General features: G+C 63.4%; 19 protein-coding genes. 8 read left to right on the forward strand and 11 right to left on the reverse strand.

Annotation, left to right across the window (positions count from 1 at the left end; all coding sequences use genetic code 11):
• Nucleotide 1: 1 nt before the first annotated feature.
• The 6 genes from gspG to GUY40_RS24340 are packed head-to-tail and all read right to left on the reverse strand — an operon-like array spanning nucleotide 2 to nucleotide 7,126.
• Nucleotides 2-433 (reverse strand): type II secretion system major pseudopilin GspG, encoded by a 432-nt coding sequence (gspG, locus tag GUY40_RS24315; RefSeq protein WP_371924956.1) that lies wholly within the window; start codon nucleotides 431-433, stop codon nucleotides 2-4.
• A 15-nt stretch (nucleotides 434-448) separates the two neighbouring features.
• Nucleotides 449-1,651, reverse strand: coding sequence for a type II secretion system inner membrane protein GspF (gspF, locus tag GUY40_RS24320; protein WP_166571459.1), 1,203 nt, complete (start codon nucleotides 1,649-1,651; stop codon nucleotides 449-451).
• 6 nt (nucleotides 1,652-1,657) lie between these two features.
• Nucleotides 1,658-3,106: a GspE/PulE family protein gene (locus tag GUY40_RS24325; protein ID WP_306092859.1), complete on the reverse strand. Its 1,449-nt coding sequence runs from the start codon at nucleotides 3,104-3,106 to the stop codon at nucleotides 1,658-1,660.
• Nucleotides 3,107-3,111: 5 nt separating this feature from the next.
• A complete protein-coding gene (gspD, locus tag GUY40_RS24330; protein ID WP_371924958.1) occupies nucleotides 3,112-5,028 on the reverse strand; it encodes a type II secretion system secretin GspD in 1,917 nt (638 codons plus the stop codon).
• Nucleotides 5,029-5,072: 44 nt separating this feature from the next.
• Complete coding sequence (locus GUY40_RS24335) at nucleotides 5,073-5,471, reverse strand: pilus assembly protein PilZ (protein ID WP_371924957.1); 399 nt, start codon at nucleotides 5,469-5,471, stop codon at nucleotides 5,073-5,075.
• 14 nt (nucleotides 5,472-5,485) lie between these two features.
• Nucleotides 5,486-7,126 carry a lipoprotein UxpA gene (locus GUY40_RS24340; RefSeq protein ID WP_166571463.1) on the reverse strand — a complete coding sequence of 547 codons (1,641 nt, stop codon included), beginning with the start codon at nucleotides 7,124-7,126 and terminating at the stop codon, nucleotides 5,486-5,488.
• 203 nt (nucleotides 7,127-7,329) lie between these two features.
• Here GUY40_RS24340 and GUY40_RS24345 point away from each other — a divergent pair, with 203 nt between their 5' ends.
• Nucleotides 7,330-9,408 carry a PhoX family phosphatase gene (locus GUY40_RS24345; protein WP_166571464.1) on the forward strand — a complete coding sequence of 693 codons (2,079 nt, stop codon included), beginning with the start codon at nucleotides 7,330-7,332 and terminating at the stop codon, nucleotides 9,406-9,408.
• A gap of 389 nt (nucleotides 9,409-9,797) precedes the next feature.
• On the opposite strand, the gene gspK is transcribed toward GUY40_RS24345, so the two are convergent.
• The gene (gspK, locus tag GUY40_RS24350) at nucleotides 9,798-10,763 is read right to left on the reverse strand and encodes a type II secretion system minor pseudopilin GspK (RefSeq protein ID WP_166571465.1); all 966 of its coding nucleotides are present in this window, start codon (nucleotides 10,761-10,763) and stop codon (nucleotides 9,798-9,800) included.
• 194 nt (nucleotides 10,764-10,957) lie between these two features.
• Between gspK and tatA the strand changes: the two genes are divergently transcribed.
• The 3 genes from tatA to tatC are packed head-to-tail and all read left to right on the forward strand — an operon-like array spanning nucleotide 10,958 to nucleotide 12,212.
• Entirely contained in the window at nucleotides 10,958-11,179 is a 222-nt protein-coding gene (gene tatA, locus GUY40_RS24355; RefSeq protein ID WP_166571466.1) for a twin-arginine translocase TatA/TatE family subunit, read from the forward strand.
• The gene (gene tatB / locus GUY40_RS24360; RefSeq protein ID WP_166571467.1) at nucleotides 11,179-11,472 is read left to right on the forward strand and encodes a Sec-independent protein translocase protein TatB; all 294 of its coding nucleotides are present in this window, start codon (nucleotides 11,179-11,181) and stop codon (nucleotides 11,470-11,472) included. Before tatA ends, tatB begins: the two co-directional genes overlap by 1 nt.
• Nucleotides 11,469-12,212 (forward strand): twin-arginine translocase subunit TatC, encoded by a 744-nt coding sequence (tatC, locus tag GUY40_RS24365; protein ID WP_166571468.1) that lies wholly within the window; start codon nucleotides 11,469-11,471, stop codon nucleotides 12,210-12,212. Before tatB ends, tatC begins: the two co-directional genes overlap by 4 nt.
• Nucleotides 12,213-12,353: 141 nt before the next feature.
• Here tatC and GUY40_RS24370 read toward each other — a convergent pair whose 3' ends face one another.
• Nucleotides 12,354-13,559, reverse strand: coding sequence for an NAD(P)/FAD-dependent oxidoreductase (locus GUY40_RS24370; RefSeq protein WP_166571469.1), 1,206 nt, complete (start codon nucleotides 13,557-13,559; stop codon nucleotides 12,354-12,356).
• Nucleotides 13,560-13,836: 277 nt separating this feature from the next.
• Here GUY40_RS24370 and GUY40_RS24375 point away from each other — a divergent pair, with 277 nt between their 5' ends.
• Complete coding sequence (locus GUY40_RS24375) at nucleotides 13,837-14,376, forward strand: Rrf2 family transcriptional regulator (RefSeq protein ID WP_166571470.1); 540 nt, start codon at nucleotides 13,837-13,839, stop codon at nucleotides 14,374-14,376.
• A 135-nt stretch (nucleotides 14,377-14,511) separates the two neighbouring features.
• Nucleotides 14,512-14,676, forward strand: a complete 165-nt coding sequence (locus GUY40_RS24380) for a hypothetical protein (protein WP_256675847.1) — start codon at nucleotides 14,512-14,514, stop codon at nucleotides 14,674-14,676.
• A 5-nt stretch (nucleotides 14,677-14,681) separates the two neighbouring features.
• On the opposite strand, the gene GUY40_RS24385 is transcribed toward GUY40_RS24380, so the two are convergent.
• The 3 genes from GUY40_RS24385 to GUY40_RS24395 all read right to left on the reverse strand — a co-directional run bounded on the left by GUY40_RS24385 (nucleotide 14,682) and on the right by GUY40_RS24395 (nucleotide 18,910).
• Nucleotides 14,682-16,037 carry an MATE family efflux transporter gene (locus tag GUY40_RS24385; RefSeq protein ID WP_166571471.1) on the reverse strand — a complete coding sequence of 452 codons (1,356 nt, stop codon included), beginning with the start codon at nucleotides 16,035-16,037 and terminating at the stop codon, nucleotides 14,682-14,684.
• A 146-nt stretch (nucleotides 16,038-16,183) separates the two neighbouring features.
• Complete coding sequence (locus GUY40_RS24390) at nucleotides 16,184-17,485, reverse strand: cation:dicarboxylate symporter family transporter (protein ID WP_166571472.1); 1,302 nt, start codon at nucleotides 17,483-17,485, stop codon at nucleotides 16,184-16,186.
• Between the two features lie 69 nt (nucleotides 17,486-17,554).
• A complete protein-coding gene (locus GUY40_RS24395) occupies nucleotides 17,555-18,910 on the reverse strand; it encodes an adenylosuccinate lyase family protein (protein WP_166571473.1) in 1,356 nt (451 codons plus the stop codon).
• 115 nt (nucleotides 18,911-19,025) lie between these two features.
• Here GUY40_RS24395 and GUY40_RS24400 point away from each other — a divergent pair, with 115 nt between their 5' ends.
• A complete protein-coding gene (locus tag GUY40_RS24400; RefSeq protein ID WP_166571474.1) occupies nucleotides 19,026-19,772 on the forward strand; it encodes a GntR family transcriptional regulator in 747 nt (248 codons plus the stop codon).
• Nucleotides 19,772-19,954, forward strand: coding sequence for a DUF1289 domain-containing protein (locus tag GUY40_RS24405; protein WP_166571475.1), 183 nt, complete (start codon nucleotides 19,772-19,774; stop codon nucleotides 19,952-19,954). Before GUY40_RS24400 ends, GUY40_RS24405 begins: the two co-directional genes overlap by 1 nt.
• The last annotated feature ends 219 nt before the right edge of the window (nucleotides 19,955-20,173 follow it).

Below are 20,173 nucleotides of genomic sequence, written 5' to 3' on the forward strand. Positions count from 1 at the left end.
TTCAGAGATTCCAGTTGCCGATGTCGGCATCCAGGCCCTCGCCGCCTTCCATGCCGTCAGCGCCCAGCGAGTAGATGTCGATGCGGCCGTGCTGGCCGGGGGCGCGGTATTTGTACGGCGAACCCCACGGGTCTTCCGGCAGCCGGCGCACATAGCCATCGGCCCGCCAGGCCTTGGCCAGCGGCGCCAGCGACGGTTTGCTGACCAGCGCCTGCAAGCCCTGTTCGGAGGTCGGGTAACGCAGGTTGTCGAGGCGGTACATGTCCAGCGCCTGCTCAAGCGTCGACAGGTCGGCCAGCGCCTTCTGCTTCATGGCCTTGTCCTGGCTGCCGAGAATGCTGGGGGCGATCACGGCAATCAGCAGGCCGATGATGAAAATCACCACCATGATTTCCATCAGGGTAAAGCCACGCTGGCGGGATAAACGGGTCACTGCACGATCTCCTTGTCAAAAAGTAAGGCCTTGGCTGAGCTGCATGATCGGTAGCAGCACCGCCAGGACGATAAACAACACCACACCACCCATGACCAGAATCATCAGCGGCTCGAACAGTGCCATGGTCATTTCCACTTGCCGGGCAAAGCCGCGTTCCTGGTTGTCGGCGACCCGCTCAAGCATGTCCGGCAAGGTGCCGCTGGCTTCGCCACTGGCGACCATGTTGAGCAGCAGCGGCGGAAAGTACCCGCTGCCGCTCAAGGCCCGGTGCAGGCTGACGCCGCCCTTGACCTGCTCGCGCACCTCTTGCAGCGCCCGCCAGATCTGGCGGTTGCCGACCGTGGCGGTGGCCACCTGCAGCGACTCCAGCAACGGCACGCCACTGCCGACCAGAATCGCCAGGCTGCGCGACAACCGAGCGCTGTCGAGCACCTGCAGCAACAGGCCGATTTTCGGCAGGCGCAGCAGCCAGCCATCACGACGCAAGCGCCAGGCGGGCTTGCGCAGCAGAAACAGGTAAAGGCTCAAGGCCCCGATCGCCGCGCCCAGCAGCCAGGGGCCGGCAATGACCAGCCCGTCGCTCAGGCCGATCAGGAGGCGAGTGACCCACGGCAAGGTCTGGCCACCATGGGCAAATTGCTCGGTGAGCTTGGGCACCACAAAGGTCATCAGTCCGACCACGACGGTGAGCGACACCAGCATCAGCATCATCGGGTAGATCAACGCGGCGCGGGCCTTGTGGCGCTGGCGCTCGACCTGCTCCAGGTGCTCGGCCAGCCGTTCCCACACCGGCGCCAGGCGCCCGGATTTTTCACCGGCTTCGACCAGTGCGCAGTACAGGCCGGTGAACAGCCCGCCCTGCCGGCGCAGGCTTTCGGCAAGGGTGTGGCCTTCGCCGATGCTGGCGCGCACGGCCACCAGCAGGTTGCGAATGGCCGGCTCCGCCAGTTGCCGTTCAAGGGTCGCCAGCGCATCCACCAGCGCGATACCGGCACTGGCCAGGGTCGCCAGCTGACGCGTCACCTCGCACAGCTGCGCATGGTTCAGCCGCTGCCGACGGGGCACGCTGGCGCTGGCGCTCTGCAGTTCGACTTCACGGGCAAACAAGCCCTGCTCGCGCAACAGCTGGCGGGCATGACGCTCGCTTTCGGCTTGCAGGCTGGCGCGACTGCGACGGCCGTCGGCGTCCAGCGCCAGGTAACGATAGGTTGGCATCAGCGCTTACCCCCAGACCGCACGCAACACCTCCGCCAGGCTGGTTTCACCGCGGCGCAATCGCTCCACCGCCATCTGCACCAGGCTTTGACGCTGGTCGACCAGATAGCTTTCCATCGCCACCTCACTGGCGCCGTCGTAGAGCAGGCTGATCAAGCCGGCGTCCAGCTCGATAAATTCATACAGGCCGATGCGGCCGTTGTAGCCGCTGCCCTGGCAGGTGCTGCAGCCCTCTGGATGAAAGCTCTGGGCAAGCCCTGCAAGCTCCGGCCACAAGGCCTGCTCAGCGGCCAGCAAGGGCCGGGCGCTGGCGCAATGGCAGAGCCTGCGCACCAGCCGTTGGGCCATCACGCCCTTGAGGCTGGAGGCAATCAAGAACGGTTCCACCCCCATGTCGCGCAGCCGGGTCACGGCACCGACCGCGCTGTTGGTGTGCAGGGTCGACAACACCAAGTGCCCGGTCAGGCTGGCTTGCACGGCGATCTGAGCGGTTTCCATGTCGCGGATTTCGCCGAGCATGATCACGTCCGGGTCCTGGCGCAGAATCGCCCGCAGGCTGCTGGCAAAGGTCAGGCCGGCGCGCGGATTGATGGCGGTCTGGCCGATGCCGGCGATGGCGTATTCGACCGGGTCTTCAACGGTGAGGATGTTGCGGCTACCGTCGTTGAGCGAATTGAGGCTGGCGTACAACGTGGTGGTTTTGCCGGAGCCGGTGGGGCCGGTGTTCAGCACGATGCCATTGGGCCGGGCCAGGCAGGCGCGCAAGCGTTGCTCCACGGCGGCGGGCATGCCGAGGTTGCTCAAATCCAATAGGCTGGCCTGCTTGTCGAGCACCCGCATCACCACCCGTTCGCCATGAATGCTCGGCAGGGTCGAGACGCGGATATCCACCTCGCGCCCGCCCGAGCGCAGGCCGATGCGGCCGTCCTGGGGCTGGCGCTTTTCGGCGATATCGAGCCGCGCCATGACCTTGATCCGCGACACCAGCATCGCCGACAGCGCCCGTGGCGGGCACAGCACTTCGCGCAGGTGGCCGTCGACCCGCAGGCGTACCGCCAGGCGGCTTTCGAAGGTCTCGATATGGATGTCCGAGGCGCGCAGGCGCAGGGCTTCGCCAAACAGGCCGTTGATCAGGCGGATCACCGGCGCCTCGTTGTCGCTTTCGAGCAGGTCTTCGATTTTCGGCAGTTCGCTGACCAGGCTGTCCAGGTCAACGTGCTCGGCAATCCCTTCGATCAACGCCGCGGTGGTGTCTTCACCGGCTTCGTACAGCTGGCCCAGGCGCAGGTCGTATTCGGCGCTCGGCAGCTGTTCGACGGCGCACGGCTGGCCATGCACGCGAAAGACTTCCTGCAGCTGGTTGAGGTCAGCATCGGTGCGCAACATCAGACGCCAGCCGTCGTCCTGCGGGATCACCGAGACGCCGGCCTGACGCGCCAACCGATAGGGCAACAGGCTCATCACCAGGTCAGCCCGTCCATGCGTTCGCGGCTGGGCGGGAACAATTCCAGCAGGCCTTTGGATGAGGTGATGCCGGGCAGGTCCAGCGGCGTGCTTTGCTTGAGGTTGCGGTATTTGTCATTGCTCAACTGCGCCAGTGTCGCGGCATCACGAATGATCCGCGGGCGGATGAACACCATCAGGTTCTGCTTGACCTGGTTGTTGGTGGTGGAGCGAAACAGCCCGCCCACCAGTGGCAGGTCGGCCAGAAAGGGCACGCCCTGGCGGCTGGAATTCTGTTCGTCGCCGATCAGCCCGCCGAGCACCACCAGGCCATTGTCTTCGACCATCACCTTGGTCTTGATTTCGCGCTTGTTGGTGATCACGTCACTGGCCGAGGCGTTGTCGGCAATCGACGACACCTCCTGGACAATGTCCAGCCGCACGGTGTTGTCGATATTGATCTGCGGCTTGATCCGCAGCTTCACACCGACCTCCCTGCGCTCGATGGTCTGGTACGGGTTGCTGTTGTTCTGGGTCACGGAACCGGTGACAAAGGGCACTTCCTGACCAACCAGGATCGAGGCTTCGGCGTTGTCCAGGGTCAGCAGCGTCGGGGTCGACAGCAGGTTGAAACCGCTCTCGCTTTTCAGCGCATTGAGCAAGGCCACAAAGTTGAAGCCACTGCCGATATGGCCAACGCCGGCGGTGACGCCTTGCATGCCGGCGAGCAAGGCACCGAGGGCCGTGTCGTTGCCGGTGGCGGCTGCGGCGGCGATGCTGTTGATGCCGGCATCGCCAAAGCTGACGCTGCCCACCGGCACGCCGCTGTTGCCGTCATTGAGGAACAGCCACTGCACGCCCAGCTCGCGGGCGCGGTTCTCCGACACCTCGGCAATGATCGCCTCGACCATGACCTGGGCGCGGCGAATATCCAGTTGCTCGATGATGCTGCGGTAGTTGGCCAGTTCACTGTCGGGGCCGACCATGACCACCGCGTTGGTGGCCTCTTCGGATTCCAGGCGAATCGTCGAGCCCTCGGCCGACACCAGCGTGGCGCCGCCCTCCTCGGCCTTGCCGGCTTCAGTCGCCGGTGCGGCCACATCCTGGCTCAGGCCGCGCAGCACCTTGACCACTTCCACGGCGCTGGCATGGCGCAGGTACACCACTTGGGTGTTGCTGCTGCGCACCAGGCTTTGCGGGGTGTCGATCTTGCGCAACAGCAGCTTCACACGACTGCGGGCGCTTTCACTGCCGCGCACCAACAGCGCGTTGCTGCGTGGGTCGGCAATCACCTGCACGCCATCCACGCCCTGTTCGCGGGCCAGCAGCCGGGTCAGCAACTGCGCGGTGTCGTTGGCGCTGGCGTTGGTCAGTGGCAGCACTTCCATCGGTTCTTCGCTGACCTGATCGAGCTGCGCCAGGAGGCTGTCGATACGGTCCAGGTTACTGCGCCAGTCGGTGATCACCAGCAGGTTGGCGGCCGGGTACGGGGTGATGACGCCCACGCGCGGATCGATCAGCGGCTTGAGGATTGTCAGCATCTGCTCGTTGGCGGCGTTGCGCACATTGAACACCCGGGTGGCGATGCCATCGCTGCCTTCGCCGTTGCTGCGGCTGGCGGTTTCCACCGGCACCGGTTCAAGCCGGGCGGCCTGGTCGGGCACGACCTTGACGGTGCCGTTGGGCAGGTCGACGGCGGCGAAGCCCTGGGCGCGCAACTGGGCGAGAAAAATCCCGTAGATGTCCTCGCTGCCCAGCCGCTCGGTACTGCGCACGGTGACCTTGCCGGTGACTCGGGGGTCGACGATAAAGGTGGTGCCGGTAATCTGCGACACGCTGTCGATAAACTCGATCATATCGGTGTCAACGAAGTTGACTTCGTACACCGGTTTTTCCTCGGCCATGACCTGGCCCAGGCTCAAGGCGCACATCATCAAAAACAGCAGCACGTAATGGTTCAGCAGATTCATCGGGCAATTCATCCTTGACGCTTCAGACCGCTGAGCGGTCGTTGCTGGGGCCACGGCAAGCGCTCGCGACGCCCCTTGTGATCGAATATCAGGCCATCCGGAGCGATGGCCTCCAGCACAATGCCGGGGGCCAGCCGCTGGCCACGGCGCAACGCGCGTTGCTGCTTCTCGAAGCGCAGCACTACCACGGTGGCGCTGATCGGTGTCGCCTTGAGGCCGCCGACGACTTCCACGGCCAGGGTGGTCAAGGGCAACACATCGCTGACCGCCTTTGCGCTCCAGTGCCGGGCCAGCAAATCCGGCACCGGGGGCGAGACCGGCGGCGCCGCGGGCAGCGGCGCCGGGCCGTGCCAGAGGGCCAATACGCACTGGGCGCCGAGCCAGGCCGCCAGAGTCGTCAGCAGCACGCTGGCCAGCCGGCTCAACTGAGCATGCCCTGCGGGTGCCAGCCCGGGTGGCCTTGCACGTAGTGCAGGTGTGGCAAGGGCAATTGCGGCAGCTGCCAGCCGGCCGGTTGTTCACGAATAAAGGTTTCCAACCGCTGCCAGAGCGGCTCGCCCGCCTGGGCATCGGCGCCCAGCGCGAAGGTGCGGCACTGTCCTGCTGATACCTCGAGCCCGCTGATGCGGCGCCCGCCAGGGCTATAAGCGACTTCCCAGGGTTGGCCAAGCCAGCGCGGCAAGTCCTGGCTGTTGTCCAGCAGCAAGGGTTCGCCGAACAGTTGCTCGGCGGCGTTCTCCAGCACTCGGCCGACCTGCTCTGCCGGTGCCTCCAGCACCGCCGCCGGGTGGCTGCCGGTGAGGTTGATCAAATGCTCGCGGGTAATGTTGGCACCCGCGGCCAAGGGGCTGTCGTAACGCAGGCCTGGCAGCAGCACGGCGTGTTGCTCGTGGCCGGCCAGCGCCTGATGGATCAGCCGGTCCCAACTGCCAGCGCGCACATCGCGACGCCACAGGGGTTCCGGCGCCCGGCCCAGCGGTTGGTCAAGCCAGCCGGCATGGGCGGCACGTTGTTGTGTGAGGGTCTGTTGCAACTGGCGGGCATGGCGCTGGCCGGCCTCATCGAGGCTGTGCAGCATGGCCGGTTGAAACTGCGCGGTGAACTGCCAACCGGCCTGGGTGGTCTGGCAGCGAATGCGAAAAGCGCCACTGGCACGAGTGCCCGCCAGTACCAGCGGCACGCGTTTGCCGGACGCCTGGGTCACCTCGATGGGCGCCGGCCACAAGTCCTGGCCGCGGGCGCACAACAGAAGGTCCACTTCGCTCAGGCGCTCGGCCAGCCAAAAGCCCGGCCCGGTGCCGACATCCGCCAGCCCGATCACCAGGTCCGCCTGCTCGCGGGCTTGTTTGAACACCGGCTGCAAACGCTGATGCCACTGGCTGAGGGTGGCGGCCTGGTCCCTGGCGTAGGGGTCGGTGATGCCGACCACGGCGATGCGCACGCCACCGCGCCGGAACACGGCAAAATCCTCAGTGCCCAGTTGCCGGGCCTGCTCGGCGCTGAGGCCAGCGCCCAATACCGGCTGCTGGTATTGATGATAGAGACCGGCACATTGCTGCGGCCAGAGGTGGCGTTCATCGCTGCTGACCCTGACCTCGCTGCCCAGCAGTGCGCTGCCCTGCAAGCCGGACACTCCGCGGGTCAGGTAGGCCAGGCCGCTGCCGTTCCAGCACTGGCCATTCTCCAGGGTCAGGCTATTATCGGCGCCGGCCTGCTCGCGCCAACGCTGCAGCATCGCGCCCAGCACGGCGTAGCCGTCGGTGGCCTGGTTGCCGGTCAAGGCAGCGTCCAGCAGCGGTGCGGTGGAAGGGTCGAGGGGGAATTGCTGACGGGCACTGGCACCGGTCAGCCAGGGTGCCTGACCGACACGGGTGACCGGCCCCAGGCGGGTTCGTGGCACCACCGGCAAACCCGGCTGACGCGCATCGAGGGTGTCGGCGACATACAACAGTTCAACCGCAGAACCACTGGCGCTGCCGGGGGCCTTGAGGGTTGAGCAGGCGCTCATCCAGGGCGCCACCGCGGCCACCGCCATCAGGCCCAACACCTCTCGCCGTTTCATCTATTGCGCCATCCAGAAATTGTTACGATTCGATGGCGCGCAGGTTACGAGCGAAAAATGACGGTTTAATGTCTTAATTTCTTTTTGCAATAAGTAACAAATTTCTAACTACTTTCAACAAAGCGTAAAAGAATCATCACATTAGCTTTCTACAGTCACGGCTCTTTTTACTGTTACGCCTACCGAGAAGGACCTGAGACCTGATGAGCAGAGAAACTGGCAGCAACCGTGACTTGAACCCAGGCAACAACGAGCCGATGGACCGGGTGATCAACAGCTACCTGAGCCGCCGCAGCGTGATGAAAGGCAGCCTGGGTGCGGCCATCGCCATGATCGCTGGCGCCGGCCTGACCGGTTGCTTCGACAGCGGCGGCGGCAGCGACGACCCGGCGACGACCACGACCACGCCGCCGACCACCACCAACCCGGATCCGGAACTGGCGCCAACCAAAATGGCCCTCGCCTTCGACTCGATCCCGGGCTCGCGCACCGACGCCTGCACCGTCGCCGCCGGCTACACCGCCTATGTGCTGGCGCCTTGGGGCACGCCGCTGAACAGCAACGCCAACCCGTGGAAAAGCGATGGCAGCAACACCGCCGCCGACCAGGCCAACGCCATGGGCATGCACCACGACGGCATGCACTTCTTCCCGATCAATGGCAGCTCCGATGACGGCCTGATCGCGATCAACTTCGAATACATCGACCAGAAAGCCCTGCACCCGGCCGGCGCCACCACCGACGCCAGCGGCAATCGCCCGGCGGAAGAAGTGCGCAAGGAAATCAACGCCCACGGCGCCGGTGTGGTGCGCGTCCGCAAGGTCAGCGGGCGCTGGCAGGTGGTCGACAATGACCCGCTGAACCAGCGCTTCACCACCGCCAGCGTGATGGACATCGCCGGGCCCCTGCGTGGCACCGCCCACGTCAAGACCAGGTTCTCGCGCAATGGCACCCAGACCCGCGGCACCAACAACAACTGCGGCAACGGCTACACCCCGTGGGGCACCTACCTGACCTGTGAAGAGAACTGGCCGGGCGTGTTCGTCAATCGCGGGACCATTCCTGAAGACCAGCGCCGGATCGGCGTCGGGAGCTCCAGCAGCTACGACTGGGAAACCGCGGCGGGCGATGCCAGTGAAGTCAACGACGAGTTCGCCCGCTTCGACCTGACCCCCACCGGCGCCAGCGCCGAAGACGACTACCGCAACGAAGCCAGTACCTATGGCTACATCGTCGAGATCGACCCGTACGACTCGACCAAACGCGCGGTCAAGCGTACTGCCCTGGGCCGTTTCCGCCACGAAGGCTGCTGGCCAGGCAATGTCGAGGAAGGCAAACCGGTGGTGTTCTACTGCGGCGACGATGCGCAGAACGAGTACCTGTACAAGTTCGTCTCCACCGCCCTCTGGCAAGCAGCCGATGCGCGCCCGGCCGATCGCCTGGCCACCGGTGCCAAGTACATGGACAGTGGCACCCTGTATGTGGCGCGTTTCACCGCCGAAGGCGTCGGCCAGTGGCTGCCGTTGACGGTCGACAGTGCCACCCGCGATGGCCGCACCCTGGGCTCGATCTACGGCGACTTGCCAACGATCATCATCAACACCCGCGGCGCCGCCGATGCCCTGGGCGCCACACCGATGGACCGCCCGGAGTGGACCACCGTCAACCCGCTCAACGGCGACGTGTACCTGACCCTGACCAACAACACCAGCCGCACCGTGGCCAACGTCGCCAACCCGCGCGTCAACAACAAACACGGGCACATCATTCGCTGGCACGACAACGCTGACCAGACGTCCTTCACCTGGGATATCTTTGTCTTCGGCGCCAACGCCGCCGGTACGCCTGACCTCAACCGCTCGGGCCTGACCGAACTGAACCAGTTCGCCAGCCCCGACGGCATGTCGTTCGACAGCCGTGGCGTGCTGTGGATCGAGACCGACAACGGCGAGTCGACCATCACCAGCTACACCAACGACCAGTTGCTGGCCGTGATCCCGACCAACCTGGTCAACGCTGCAGGCACCCAGGTGCCGGTCAACGCCGAAAACCAGGCCGACCTGCGCCGCTTCTTCGTCGGCCCTAACGGCTGTGAAGTCACGGGGCTTGCGTTTACCCCGGACCACAAGACCATGTTCGTGAACATCCAGCACCCGAAAAACTGGCCGTTCACGGATGTGGCGACTGAAGTGACGCCGAGCGGCACGACCGTGCGGCCTCGGGCGGCGACGGTGGTGATTCAGCGGATTGATGGAGAGGAGTTGGCGATCAATCGCGTCTGAGCCTATTCGCGGGCAAGCGCGCTCCCACCGGTCTCCATTCCCGCCACACCTGCGCGGAGAGCTTTTGATCTTGTAGGAGCTTGCCCGCGATGCCGGTCAGTTAAGGAATGGAGCGCCGAAAACCTGTGGGAGCGGATTTATCCGCGAATTCAGACACCGCGGTTTTTCAGGCATTGCGCGGCGCCTTCATTCGCGGATAAATCCGCTCCCACATGGATCTCGCCTTAACTGACTGGCATTGGGGCTTGCCCGCGATGCAGGCGCCGCGGTGTATCTGTGACAGCCCGGTGAAGCCATCGCAGGCAAGCCTTGCTCCTACACCGGTCTCGCTCACGTTTTGTGGCGGGCTGTTGTGGGAGCGCGCTTGCCCGCGAAGCTTTTGGCGTCCTTCAAAACACCATCGGCTCACGGCTTCGAACCATCACCTGCTGCACCGGCACCACGCTGTGCCAATCCACCACCCCTCGCGCCTGCACTTGGTGCTGGCTGCGCAACACACGACCGTCCAGGTCGATCTCCAGTTGCACCACAAAGTGCCCGCTGTTGAGCAGCAACCCTTCGGTAATCCGGTTGAACAGCGCATCGTCCACCGCCCCCAGCGCCTTGCGCAGATCCTCCGGCACGCGGTAACCGGCTTCAGGGCGCGCGCTGATCAGGCGGGTCAGGAGCGAGCGCGACACCTCCCCTTCATACAACGCCTCCAGTAGCGGCAGCATGTCCATGCGCAAGGTGTTGGCGTTCAGCCGCCAGGCCGCGGTTTCGGGCAACGCGCACAGCTGCGGGTAGCGCAAATGACGTCCCGGATCGGCCGGCATTACCAGGTTGATTTCGCTGATGTCGCTCATCATCTGGTTGGCCGCCAGGCGCGAGGGTGACAGACGCAGGTACTGATTGCTTTCGGCGCCCATCAAGCGCGTGTCATTGTCGTTGTCCAGCCAGTCGGCCAGGCTCTGGGCCAGTTGCTCGGCCGCCATGTCGCCACCCAACAGGTGCTCAAGCTGGCGTAGGGCGCGTTCGTGGTCGGCGCCGATCAAGGCGTTGACGTTGAAGCAGCTGTGCAGATCGCGAATCCGCAAGCTGGCCTTGCCGCCCTCGAATCCATACGGCAGCGCCGCCCCGCGCAGTGCCTGCCAGAACAGCGGGTTGGCCCGCCACTCGCGGCTTTTCAGCGCCTGTTCAACAAAGGCCAGCGCCGCACTTTCAATCGCCCGGGCCTGCACCCGCTGCTTCAACAGCCGAGTGGCCTCGACTTGCTGGCGGCCCTGCTCTACCACCCAGGTCAGCCCGCCGGCCAGCATCGCCAACACCACCAGCACCATCAGCAGCGCCACCCCTTGTTGTCCGTGTTTAGCCATGCCGCTCGCATCCTGTTTGTCGTCGTCATAGTCAACGCGATGGATGTTGCAGAACGGTGGCAAAAAAACCTGCGGGACATCAAAACGTCATCGCACGGTCATGTTTTATCGGCAGCATTAGCCTTGCAAATTCAATGAGTTGCCGCGCAAAGCGCAACCTCTGCAGTCACATCACTCATAGGGAAATACGGCACATGGGCCTCGGTGGAATCAGTATCTGGCAACTGGCAATTATTCTGGCAATCGTGATCGTGCTGTTTGGCACCAAGCGCCTGAAAAACATTGGCACGGACGTGGGCGAATCGATCAAGGGCTTTCGCAAGAGCATGAACAGCGAAGACGACACCCCACCGCCTGTGCACACCAACGTGTTGGATGCCCAGGCCCACGTGGAGCCTGCGGACGTCAAACGCTGATGTTCGATATCGGCTTTGGCGAGTTGTTGCTGGTGGGCCTGGTCGCGTTGCTGGTGCTCGGCCCCGAGCGCCTGCCAGCGGCCGCTCGCACGGCGGGCCAGTGGATGGGCAAGGCGAAACGCATGGCACAGGCGATTCAACTTCAGGTCGAAGAGGAAGTCGGCGCCAATCAGTTGCAGCAGTCATTGCAAAGCCCCCTCCTGCTCGAAAAAGAACAGGCCCTGCGCCAGGGCATTGTGACCACTGCCCCGGCGGCTGCCACCCCTGTGCCCCTCGGACCTTCGAAACCATGACCATCCCCACCACGCAGCGCGCCGAGATGCCGCTGATCGCCCACCTGACCGAACTGCGCAACCGCCTGCTGCGCTGCGTGTTGCTGGTGCTGCTGATTTTTGCCGGGCTGTTCTACTTCGCCCAGGACATCTACACCCTGGTGTCCGCGCCGCTGCGGGTGTACCTGCCCGAGGGCGCGAGCATGATCGCGACCAGCGTCACTTCACCGTTTCTGACGCCGTTCAAATTGACCTTGATGGTGGCGCTGTTTCTGGGCATGCCGATTCTGTTGCACCAGGCCTGGGGTTTTATTGCACCGGGTTTGTACTCGCGGGAAAAGCGCATCGTGGTGCCGTTGCTGATCAGCAGCATCGTGCTGTTCTACAGCGGCATGGCCTTCGCTTATTTCGTGGTCTTCCCGATGATGTTCGGCTTCTTCGCCAGCGTCACCCCGGAAGGTGTGGAGATGATGACCGACATCGCCCAGTACCTGGATTTTGTCCTGGCGCTGTTTTTTGCCTTTGGCCTGGCGTTCGAGATTCCGGTGGCGACTTTTCTGCTGATCTGGATGGGCATCGTCGATGCGCAGACCCTTCGGGACAAACGTGGGCATGTGATCGTCGGCTGCTTTGTGGTCGGGATGTTGCTGACCCCGCCAGACGTGTTTTCCCAGACCATGCTGGCGGTGCCGATGTGGTTGTTGTTCGAGGCGGGGTTGTTTGTCAGTGGGTGGGTCGTCAAAGCGCCTGATCAAGCCTGAATCCGGCAGGCAGGAGACTGTAGGAGCACGGCTTGCCGGCGATGGCGATTTTGCGGGCGCCATCGCCGGCAAGCCGTGCTCCTACAGGGGCGGGCATCGATCCATTCAGCCGCCCCTGCGATCAGTCCGGCCTCAATTGCATCAAGCCACAACCGGGATCAGCGGATCAGCCGCCGCCAGCGCTGCTGCGCGGTCTGCCGCCGGCGGGTAGATCCACACGGTGTTGATCTGGGTCTTGATCTGCTTGCCTTCGTCTCTCACGAACTTGACCTGACGGTCCCAGCCCTCGGTGTACACTGCCCCCCAGGCACCCAGGTCCAGACAGGTGACGTACTTGATCTGGCGGTACGGGATCGGCTCGACACCCAGCAGGTCGGCGGCGACGTTGTTACCGGCCGAGCGGCCCAGCGATATGGCGTGCTGGCAGGTCATCAAGGCGTAATTACCTTCATCGTCGGTAGCGGCGTAAGCCGTGTCGCCGGTCGCGTAGATGTGGTCCTGGCCGATCACCTTGAGGTTGCGATCAACATGCAGGCGGCCAAAGACGTCGCGCTGAGCCGGAATCTGTTCGGTCAGCGAGCTGGCGCGCACGCCCACGGTCCAGATGACAGTCCTGGCCTCGATGCGCTGGCCGTCCGCCAGGATCACGCCGTCGGCATCGACCGAGACCACTGATGAATTAACCTGCCATTTGACGCCGAGCGCTTCGGTGGCCTGCTCGATCACCGGGCGGATGTTTTCGCCCAGCGCCGCGCCCACCTGCACCCCACGGTCGACGATGATCACGTTGACCTGGGCATCGGCCCCCAGCACTGCACGCAGACGCGTCGGCATTTCGGTCGCGGTTTCAATCCCGGTGAAACCACCTCCACACACCACCACCGTATTGCGGGCCACAGACTCCGGTTGATCACGCAAGCCCTTGAGATGCCGCTCAAGGCGCGAAGCCTCTTCAATCTGGTCCACATCAAAAGCGAAATCGGCCACACCCGGCAGGTTCGGGCGCCAGAGGTTGCTGCCGGTCGCCAGCACCAGGCGGTCATAGGCCAGGCTGGCCTGCACGCCTTGGGCGTCGGTGTAGCCAACGCGCCTGGCATCGACGTCGATGCTGTCCGCCGCGCCCTTGATGAACTTCACCCCCACCGCGTCGAACAACTCACCCAGCGGCGCCTTCATTTGATGCACGGCCGGCTCGTAGAAGCGAGGGCGGACACGCAGTTCGGCAACCGGTGCCAAAACGGTCACCTCAACGTCGTTGCGCTCATGCAGGTCCGCCAGGCGGACTGCGCTCAGTGCGCTCCACAGGCCGCCAAAACCCGCACCAATAATCAGAATCTGCTGTTTCATGTGTTAGCTCCGCATTGGGGGAAACCTGTAGGAGCCAGGCTTGTCGGAGCGCCGAACCGCTGCGAATGAGGAACCGCGGTTTTTCAGGTATTGCGCGTCTTCGTTCATCGCGGGCAAGCCCGGCTCCTACCAGAAAGGTCAGGCAGCTTCCACTGCTTGATAACTACGACTATATTGATCGTAGTTATCAGGCGCAAGTGCTGTTCGTCGTCGACCTGCCTTGCTCGGTATGGCAACAGCCGGTAGCCTTATGCGACTGTTAAAGTCGGAGTTAATAATGTCTCTCTATAGCGCAGGGGTTGAATACGGCATCCACTGCCTGTTGTTTCTGGTGGATGAACTGGGCGAGAGTCGCGAGGCCAGCGTGCGCGACCTGGCAGAACTGCAAGGCGTGCCGCAGGAATATCTGGCGAAAGTCTTCACCAAGCTGGCCAAAGCCAGGCTGGTGGCCGCCACCGAGGGGGTGCGCGGCGGCTTCAAACTGGCGCGGCCGTCGGATGAAATCACGGTGCTGGATATCGTCACGGCGATTGACGGGCGCAAGTCGATCTTTGATTGCCGCGAGATTCGCGGGCGCTGCGCGTTGTTTGACGGGTCGCCGCCCAGCTGGGCGCTGGAAGGCACATGCGCCATTCACGCGACCATGATGACCGCGCAAAAACGCATGGAAGATGCCCTGGCGCAGCAGACCATTCTGGACTTGGCCCGGCGCGTGGGGCGCAAGGCGCCGGCGACCTTTACCACGCAAGTGAGCGGCTGGATCGAGGGTCGCCGGGACAACAAGGGGACCATTGCGGTGGCTGATATCAGCGAGTAGTCAAGCCTGCAACAGCACCTCGGCCAGGAATGGCGCGGTGCGCGAGGAATGTGTCAGTGTGCTGGGGCATCGGGACCGTGCAACAGCTTTGAAGGCGTAATAAGCTGTGCTTCCCACTGCGCCGCGCCTTGCGCGATGCCAGCCTGGAGCCCCGCGGTGTTCACCGTGCTGCGCACGCCCGAACGTGAGCCGTACTACCAATGGGTCGGCCCGGTCATGGAGGTGGAAACCGCGCTGTATTCCAGCAATGCCGCCCGGCAGCTCAAACAGCGATGGGAAATCGACCACCCCAGCCGATGACCGACTCAAATCAGCCGCTCGATCTGCCTGTACCGCCACACGCCCCGGTAGTAAGCGGCTTGCAGTATCAGCATGGCGATGTAAGTCACCGGAAACGCCATCCACACCCCTTCAAGCCCGAAGTGTGCATTGAGCAGGTACGCGGCGGGCAATTCCACTGCGACGATGCACAGGATCGAGATCCCCACTGGCACCAGCACCGTGCCGGTGGCCCGCATGATCCCGCCGACAATGGCCTGAAACCCGAACACCAGAATGCTCCAGAGCATGATGTGCAGCAGGTGCTCGGCTTGAACCCGCGCGGCCGGGTCGGTGATGAACAGCCCCAGCAGCCAGTGCGACAGCAGGTAACCGATCAGCACCAGTGCGCCGGTCAGGCCGGTATTGATCAAAAGGCCGGTGCGCAGGATCGGAGTCAGCCGCTCCGGACGCCCGGCGCCAATGGCCTGGGCACCGAGAATGGATGCGGTAATGGCGATCGAGAGCGCCGGGAATTGCACGTAATTGACGATCTGAGTGACCGCGCCATAAGCCGCCGTGGCCTGCGAACCATGGCCGTTGACCAGCGCCAGGATCACCAGCTCCGACAGTGAAATCACCACCATCTGCACACCCGTCGGCAGGCCAATGCGCAGTACCTTGCCGAGGATCTGCCGATCCAGCCGCATCGCCTTGAACAGCGCACGGTCCGGCGCCATCACATGGTTTCGGCGGCGCAAGCGCAGGGCCAGATAGGCCATCGCCAACAGGTTACCGGCCAACCCCGCCAGCGCCGCGCTCTTGATACCCATGGGCGCCAGCCCCAGCCAGCCCTTGATCAGCGCCGGCGTCAACAACAGACCGACAACGGTCGAGACGATCAGCGCCAGCAGCGGCGACAGCGTATCGCTGACGCCACGCAGCAGTTGCGTGAAGAGCACAAACACCAACAGCGGCGGCATGATCAGCATCATCACCTGGGCGTAACCGACCGCATCGTCGAGCACGTCGGCCGGTGTCCCCAGCCCTTGCAAGGCCTGGCGGGCAAAGACGCTGCCGAGCACCGCCGCGGTCAGCCCGATCAAGGCCCCCAGCGTCAAGGTGGTCCCGGCAATCGCCTTGACCGTCTCAGGCTCGCGCGCCCCCCAGGCCTGCCCGATCAACACCGAGGCCCCGGCGCCAAGGCCGATCACCAGCGCGATAAAGAAAAACACGATCGGGAACATCCCAGACACCGACGCCAGCGCCTGGGTGCCGAGCATCTGACCGATAAAGATGCCGTTGAGTGTGCCGGAGAGGGATTGCAGGAAGTTGGACAGCACCATGGGGGCGAGGAAGAACAGGTAGATCTGCCAGAGGGGGCGTTGTGAGAATTTGGACATTAAGGTCTCGGCTTATTCGCATAGGCAGGCGCGGCGATTCTACGTGATAGCACGAGCGAAGGTCTGCGCAAAATGGATCCAATGCGCTGTGGGCTGGTTGACCAGGGGACTGCAGGGCGGCCCTGACGGGCCGCATCGCGGCCGGGTTAAAGCGCCGCCTCCGGCTTGCGCCCCAGCACCCGCGAATATTCGGCCTTGGCCGCCTGTTCGGTAAACTCCCCCGACCATTTCGACACGACCACCGTCGCCACGCTGTTGCCAATGGTGTTGCACGTCGCGATGGCCATCGACATGAACCGGTAGACACCGAACAGCAGCGCCAGCCCTTCGACCGGCAGCACGCCGATGGCGGTCACGGTCGCGGCAAATACCACAAAGCTGCCACCCGATACCGCGGCGGCGCCCTTGGAGGTCACCAGCATGATCGCGATGATGCCCAGCTGTTGCTCCCAGCTCAGCGGCACGCCGTAGGCGTTGGCAATAAACAGCACGCACAGGGACATGTAGATCGAAGTGCCGTCCAGGTTGAACGCATAGCCGGTCGGCAGCACCAGGCCAACGCTCTGCCTGGAGCAGCCGAACTTCTCCAGCTTCTGCAGCAAGCGCGGCAAGGCGCTTTCGGACGAGGCCGTGCCCAACACGATAAAGATCTCATCCTTGATGTACTTCAGGAACCGCCACAGGCTGAACCCTGAAAGCCGGCAGACGATGCCCAGTACCACGAAGATAAAGAACGCGACGCAGAGGTAGAACATCAGCACCAGGTTGGCCAGCGACATCAGCACGGCAGTACCGTTGCTGCCCACGGCATAGGCGACCGAACCGAAGGCCCCCAGGGGTGCAAACTTCATGATCAGGTTGATGAACTCGAAGAAGCATTCCGAAACGCGGTTCAGGCCATCCTCAACCACCTCCCGACGTTCGGGTTTGAGGGCGAGCAAGGCAAAGCCGAACAACACCGAAATCACCAGCACCTGCAACAGCTGCCCACCGGCAAAGGCACCGACGAAGTTGTCCGGGAAAATGCCGTAGATGAAATCCAGGGTCGACGTCGGCCCATGGCCTTTGGCGATGGCCGCAGTGGCCGCCGCCGAGGTAGCGCTGCTCGGGTGGGCGTCGTGCATACCGGCGCCGATGTTGAGCAAGTTGCCCCAGACCAGGCCGATGCCCAGAGCGATGGTGGACACCACCTCGAAGTAGATCAGCGCGCGCAAGCCGACCTTGCCGACGCGCTTGATATCACCCGCCGAGGCAATGCCGTGCACGACGGTGAAAAACACAAGCGGCGCGACGGCGGTCTTGATCAGTTTGAGGAAAATATCGCCGAGTATCTTGAAGCTTGCGGCCCATTCCGGCGCCACGAAGCCAAAGGCGATACCCAGGGCCATGGCAGCGACCACCTGGAAGGTCAGGTCTTTGTAGAGCGGCTTTTTCTGTGGAGAAGACATGATTGCGATCTCGTTGTTTTTATAGGGATGCAACAGTCAGGGCCCGACCATGGCCGGGCCCTCGGGCGGTCAGCGCTGAACGCGGCCCGGGCGCGCCAGGGCGATGTCCACCATCTGCGGTGCCAGCCCCAGGTAATTGGCGGGGTCGGTCAGGCGCTTGAGTTCCTCGATGTCCAGCTTCGCGGTGGCCTCACCCTGGGCCAGCAGCGCCTCAAGCAGGCTGGTGCCTTGATCGTTGGCCATTCGGCAGGCGGCGTAGACCACATCATGGGCGATCTGGCGCCCCAGCGCGGGGGCCAGGCCCATCATCACGGCTTCGGCGACGATCAGGCCCTGGGTCATGTCGAGGTTCCTGCGCATACGCTCAGTCCGTACTTCCAGGCCAGCCAGCATGAACTTGGCCTGTTCCAGTGACGCCGCGCTCAACGCAAAGGCTTCGGGGATCGCGATCCATTCGGCCTGCCAGGGACCGGTCGAGCGCTCGAAGTCCTGGATCATCGCATCCAGCATCAAGCCGGCCTGTTGGCGCACGCCTTTGGCGGCGGCGTACATCAGCTCGCAAGAAATCGGGTTGCGCTTTTGCGGCATGGTGCTGCTGGCGCCGCGGCCTTTGACGAAGGGTTCGTACACTTCGCCCAGCTCGCTGGTCATCATCATCATGACATCCAGCGCGATCTTGCCCAGCGAACCGGTTACCAGCCCAAGAAAGTTCAAGGTCTCGGCCAGCCCGTCGCGGGCAACATGCCAGGTCGCTTGCGGAACGCCCAGCCCCAGCTCCTGCATCATCGCCTCCTGGACTTCCAGGCCCTTGTCGCCCAGCGATGCCAGGGTGCCGGCCGCACCCGCGAACTGGCCGACTTCCACCCGCGGGCGCAATTCAACCAGGCGCTCGGCGTGGCGGTCGAACATGCTCAACCACACGGCGCACTTGTAGCCGAAGGTAATCGGCAAGGCATGTTGCAGGTGGGTACGACCGGCCATCGGCGTGTCCCGATAACGCAGCGCCAGGTCGGCGAGCAAACCACGAACGACCTGGATGTCGCGCTCGACAATCGCCAGCGCGGCACGCACTTGCAGCACCACGGCCGTGTCCATGATGTCTTGGGTGGTTGCGCCCCAATGCACGTATCGCCCCGCTTCGCCGCAGATTTTCGACAGCTGCTCAACCAGCGGAAGGATCGGATAACCAACGATTTCGGTTTCGTGCTGCATCAGCGCCATGTCCAGCGCTTCAAACGAGGACAGGCGGGCGATCTCTTCGGCTGCCTGCGCCGGGATCACGCCACAGCGCGCTTCGGCCTTGGCCAGGGCCACTTCGACTTCGATGTAGCGCTCGATCAGGGCTTTGTCGGAGAAGACTCCGCGCATCTGGGCGGTGCCAAACATATCGCGGAACAGGGAGGAATCGAAAACGGTGGTCGACATGGCGTGATCCTGAAATGTTGTTATTGACCGTACATACTGTTTATGTCCGTACATAATTTTTGCCCTGTCGCTGGTACACTGTCAACCGCTATTAAAATCGGGGCTGACAAACGGCATGAACGAGACACGCTACGCAGTCGTGGCAAAGGATTTGATGGAAGGCATCGCCAGCGGCCGCTATCCGGTGGGCAGCCTGCTCCCGACCGAATTCGAGCTGTGTGATCTCTATGATGTGAGCCGGCACACCGTGCGGGCGGCGATCAACCAGCTGCAGACGCAAGGCCTGGTCTCGCGTCGCAAGCGCGTCGGCACCCGGGTGGAATCCGTGACACCCCGAGGCGGCTACTCGCACTCGCTGGCCTCGATCTCGGACCTTGCGCACCTGGCCGAAACCCAGATCCGCGATATCCAGGACGTCTATCACTTCGTCGCCGACATTGCGCAGGCCAAGCGCCTGGGGCTGGTGCCCGGCGAGCATTACTTCTGCGTCTCCAGCATCCGCATCGACCAGCAACATCCCAGCGCCCCGCTGTGCTGGACCGATGTGTATGCGCAAGACCTCTATGCCGAAGTCATCGAGCTAGCCCGGGAACACCCCGACCAGCTCATTGCGTCGCTGATCGAAGCGCGTTTCGGACGGCACATCGACGTGGTCGACCAGCAAGTGCGAGCAGTGCTGTTGACACCGGAAATCGCCAGAAAACTCAATGCAGAGCCTGGCTCACCCGGTCTGAAAATCCTTCGCCACTACCGCGATGATGACGGTGCACTGATGGTCGCGTCGGAGACCATTCACCCGGATGATCGCTTCACTCTGGTCATTCAGATGAAACGGGAAAAAGGCGGAGGTCAGTCGTTTTAATGGCCAAGGATATCGACAACCCCTGTATTTCCGTTTGCAAGCTCAGTGGCGATTTGTGCGTGAGCTGCGGTCGCAGCAAGGAAGACATCAAGAAATGGAAGCGCATGAAGCGCCCGGAGAAGATGGCCGCGGTGCAGCGGGCGAGTGAGCGGTTGAAGGGGTTGAAAAAGAAGAAAGGCTGAATCTGCGTTGATACGTGGGTAGGCGTTCACTGGAAAATTTTCGCAGGCAAGCCTCAATGCCAGTCAGTTAAGGAATAGAACGACGCAACCCGTGTAGGAGCGGACCTGGCCGCGATGGGCTGCGCAGCAGCCCCCGAGGCCGGTGATATCTACGACAAGCCCTGGGAGTGCGGGCGGTTTCGGAATCGCCGGGGCCGCTTCGCAGCCCATCGCGGCCAG

It is taken from the genome of Pseudomonas sp. R5(2019) (assembly GCF_009905435.1).
Taxonomy (GTDB): Bacteria; Pseudomonadota; Gammaproteobacteria; order Pseudomonadales; family Pseudomonadaceae; genus Aquipseudomonas.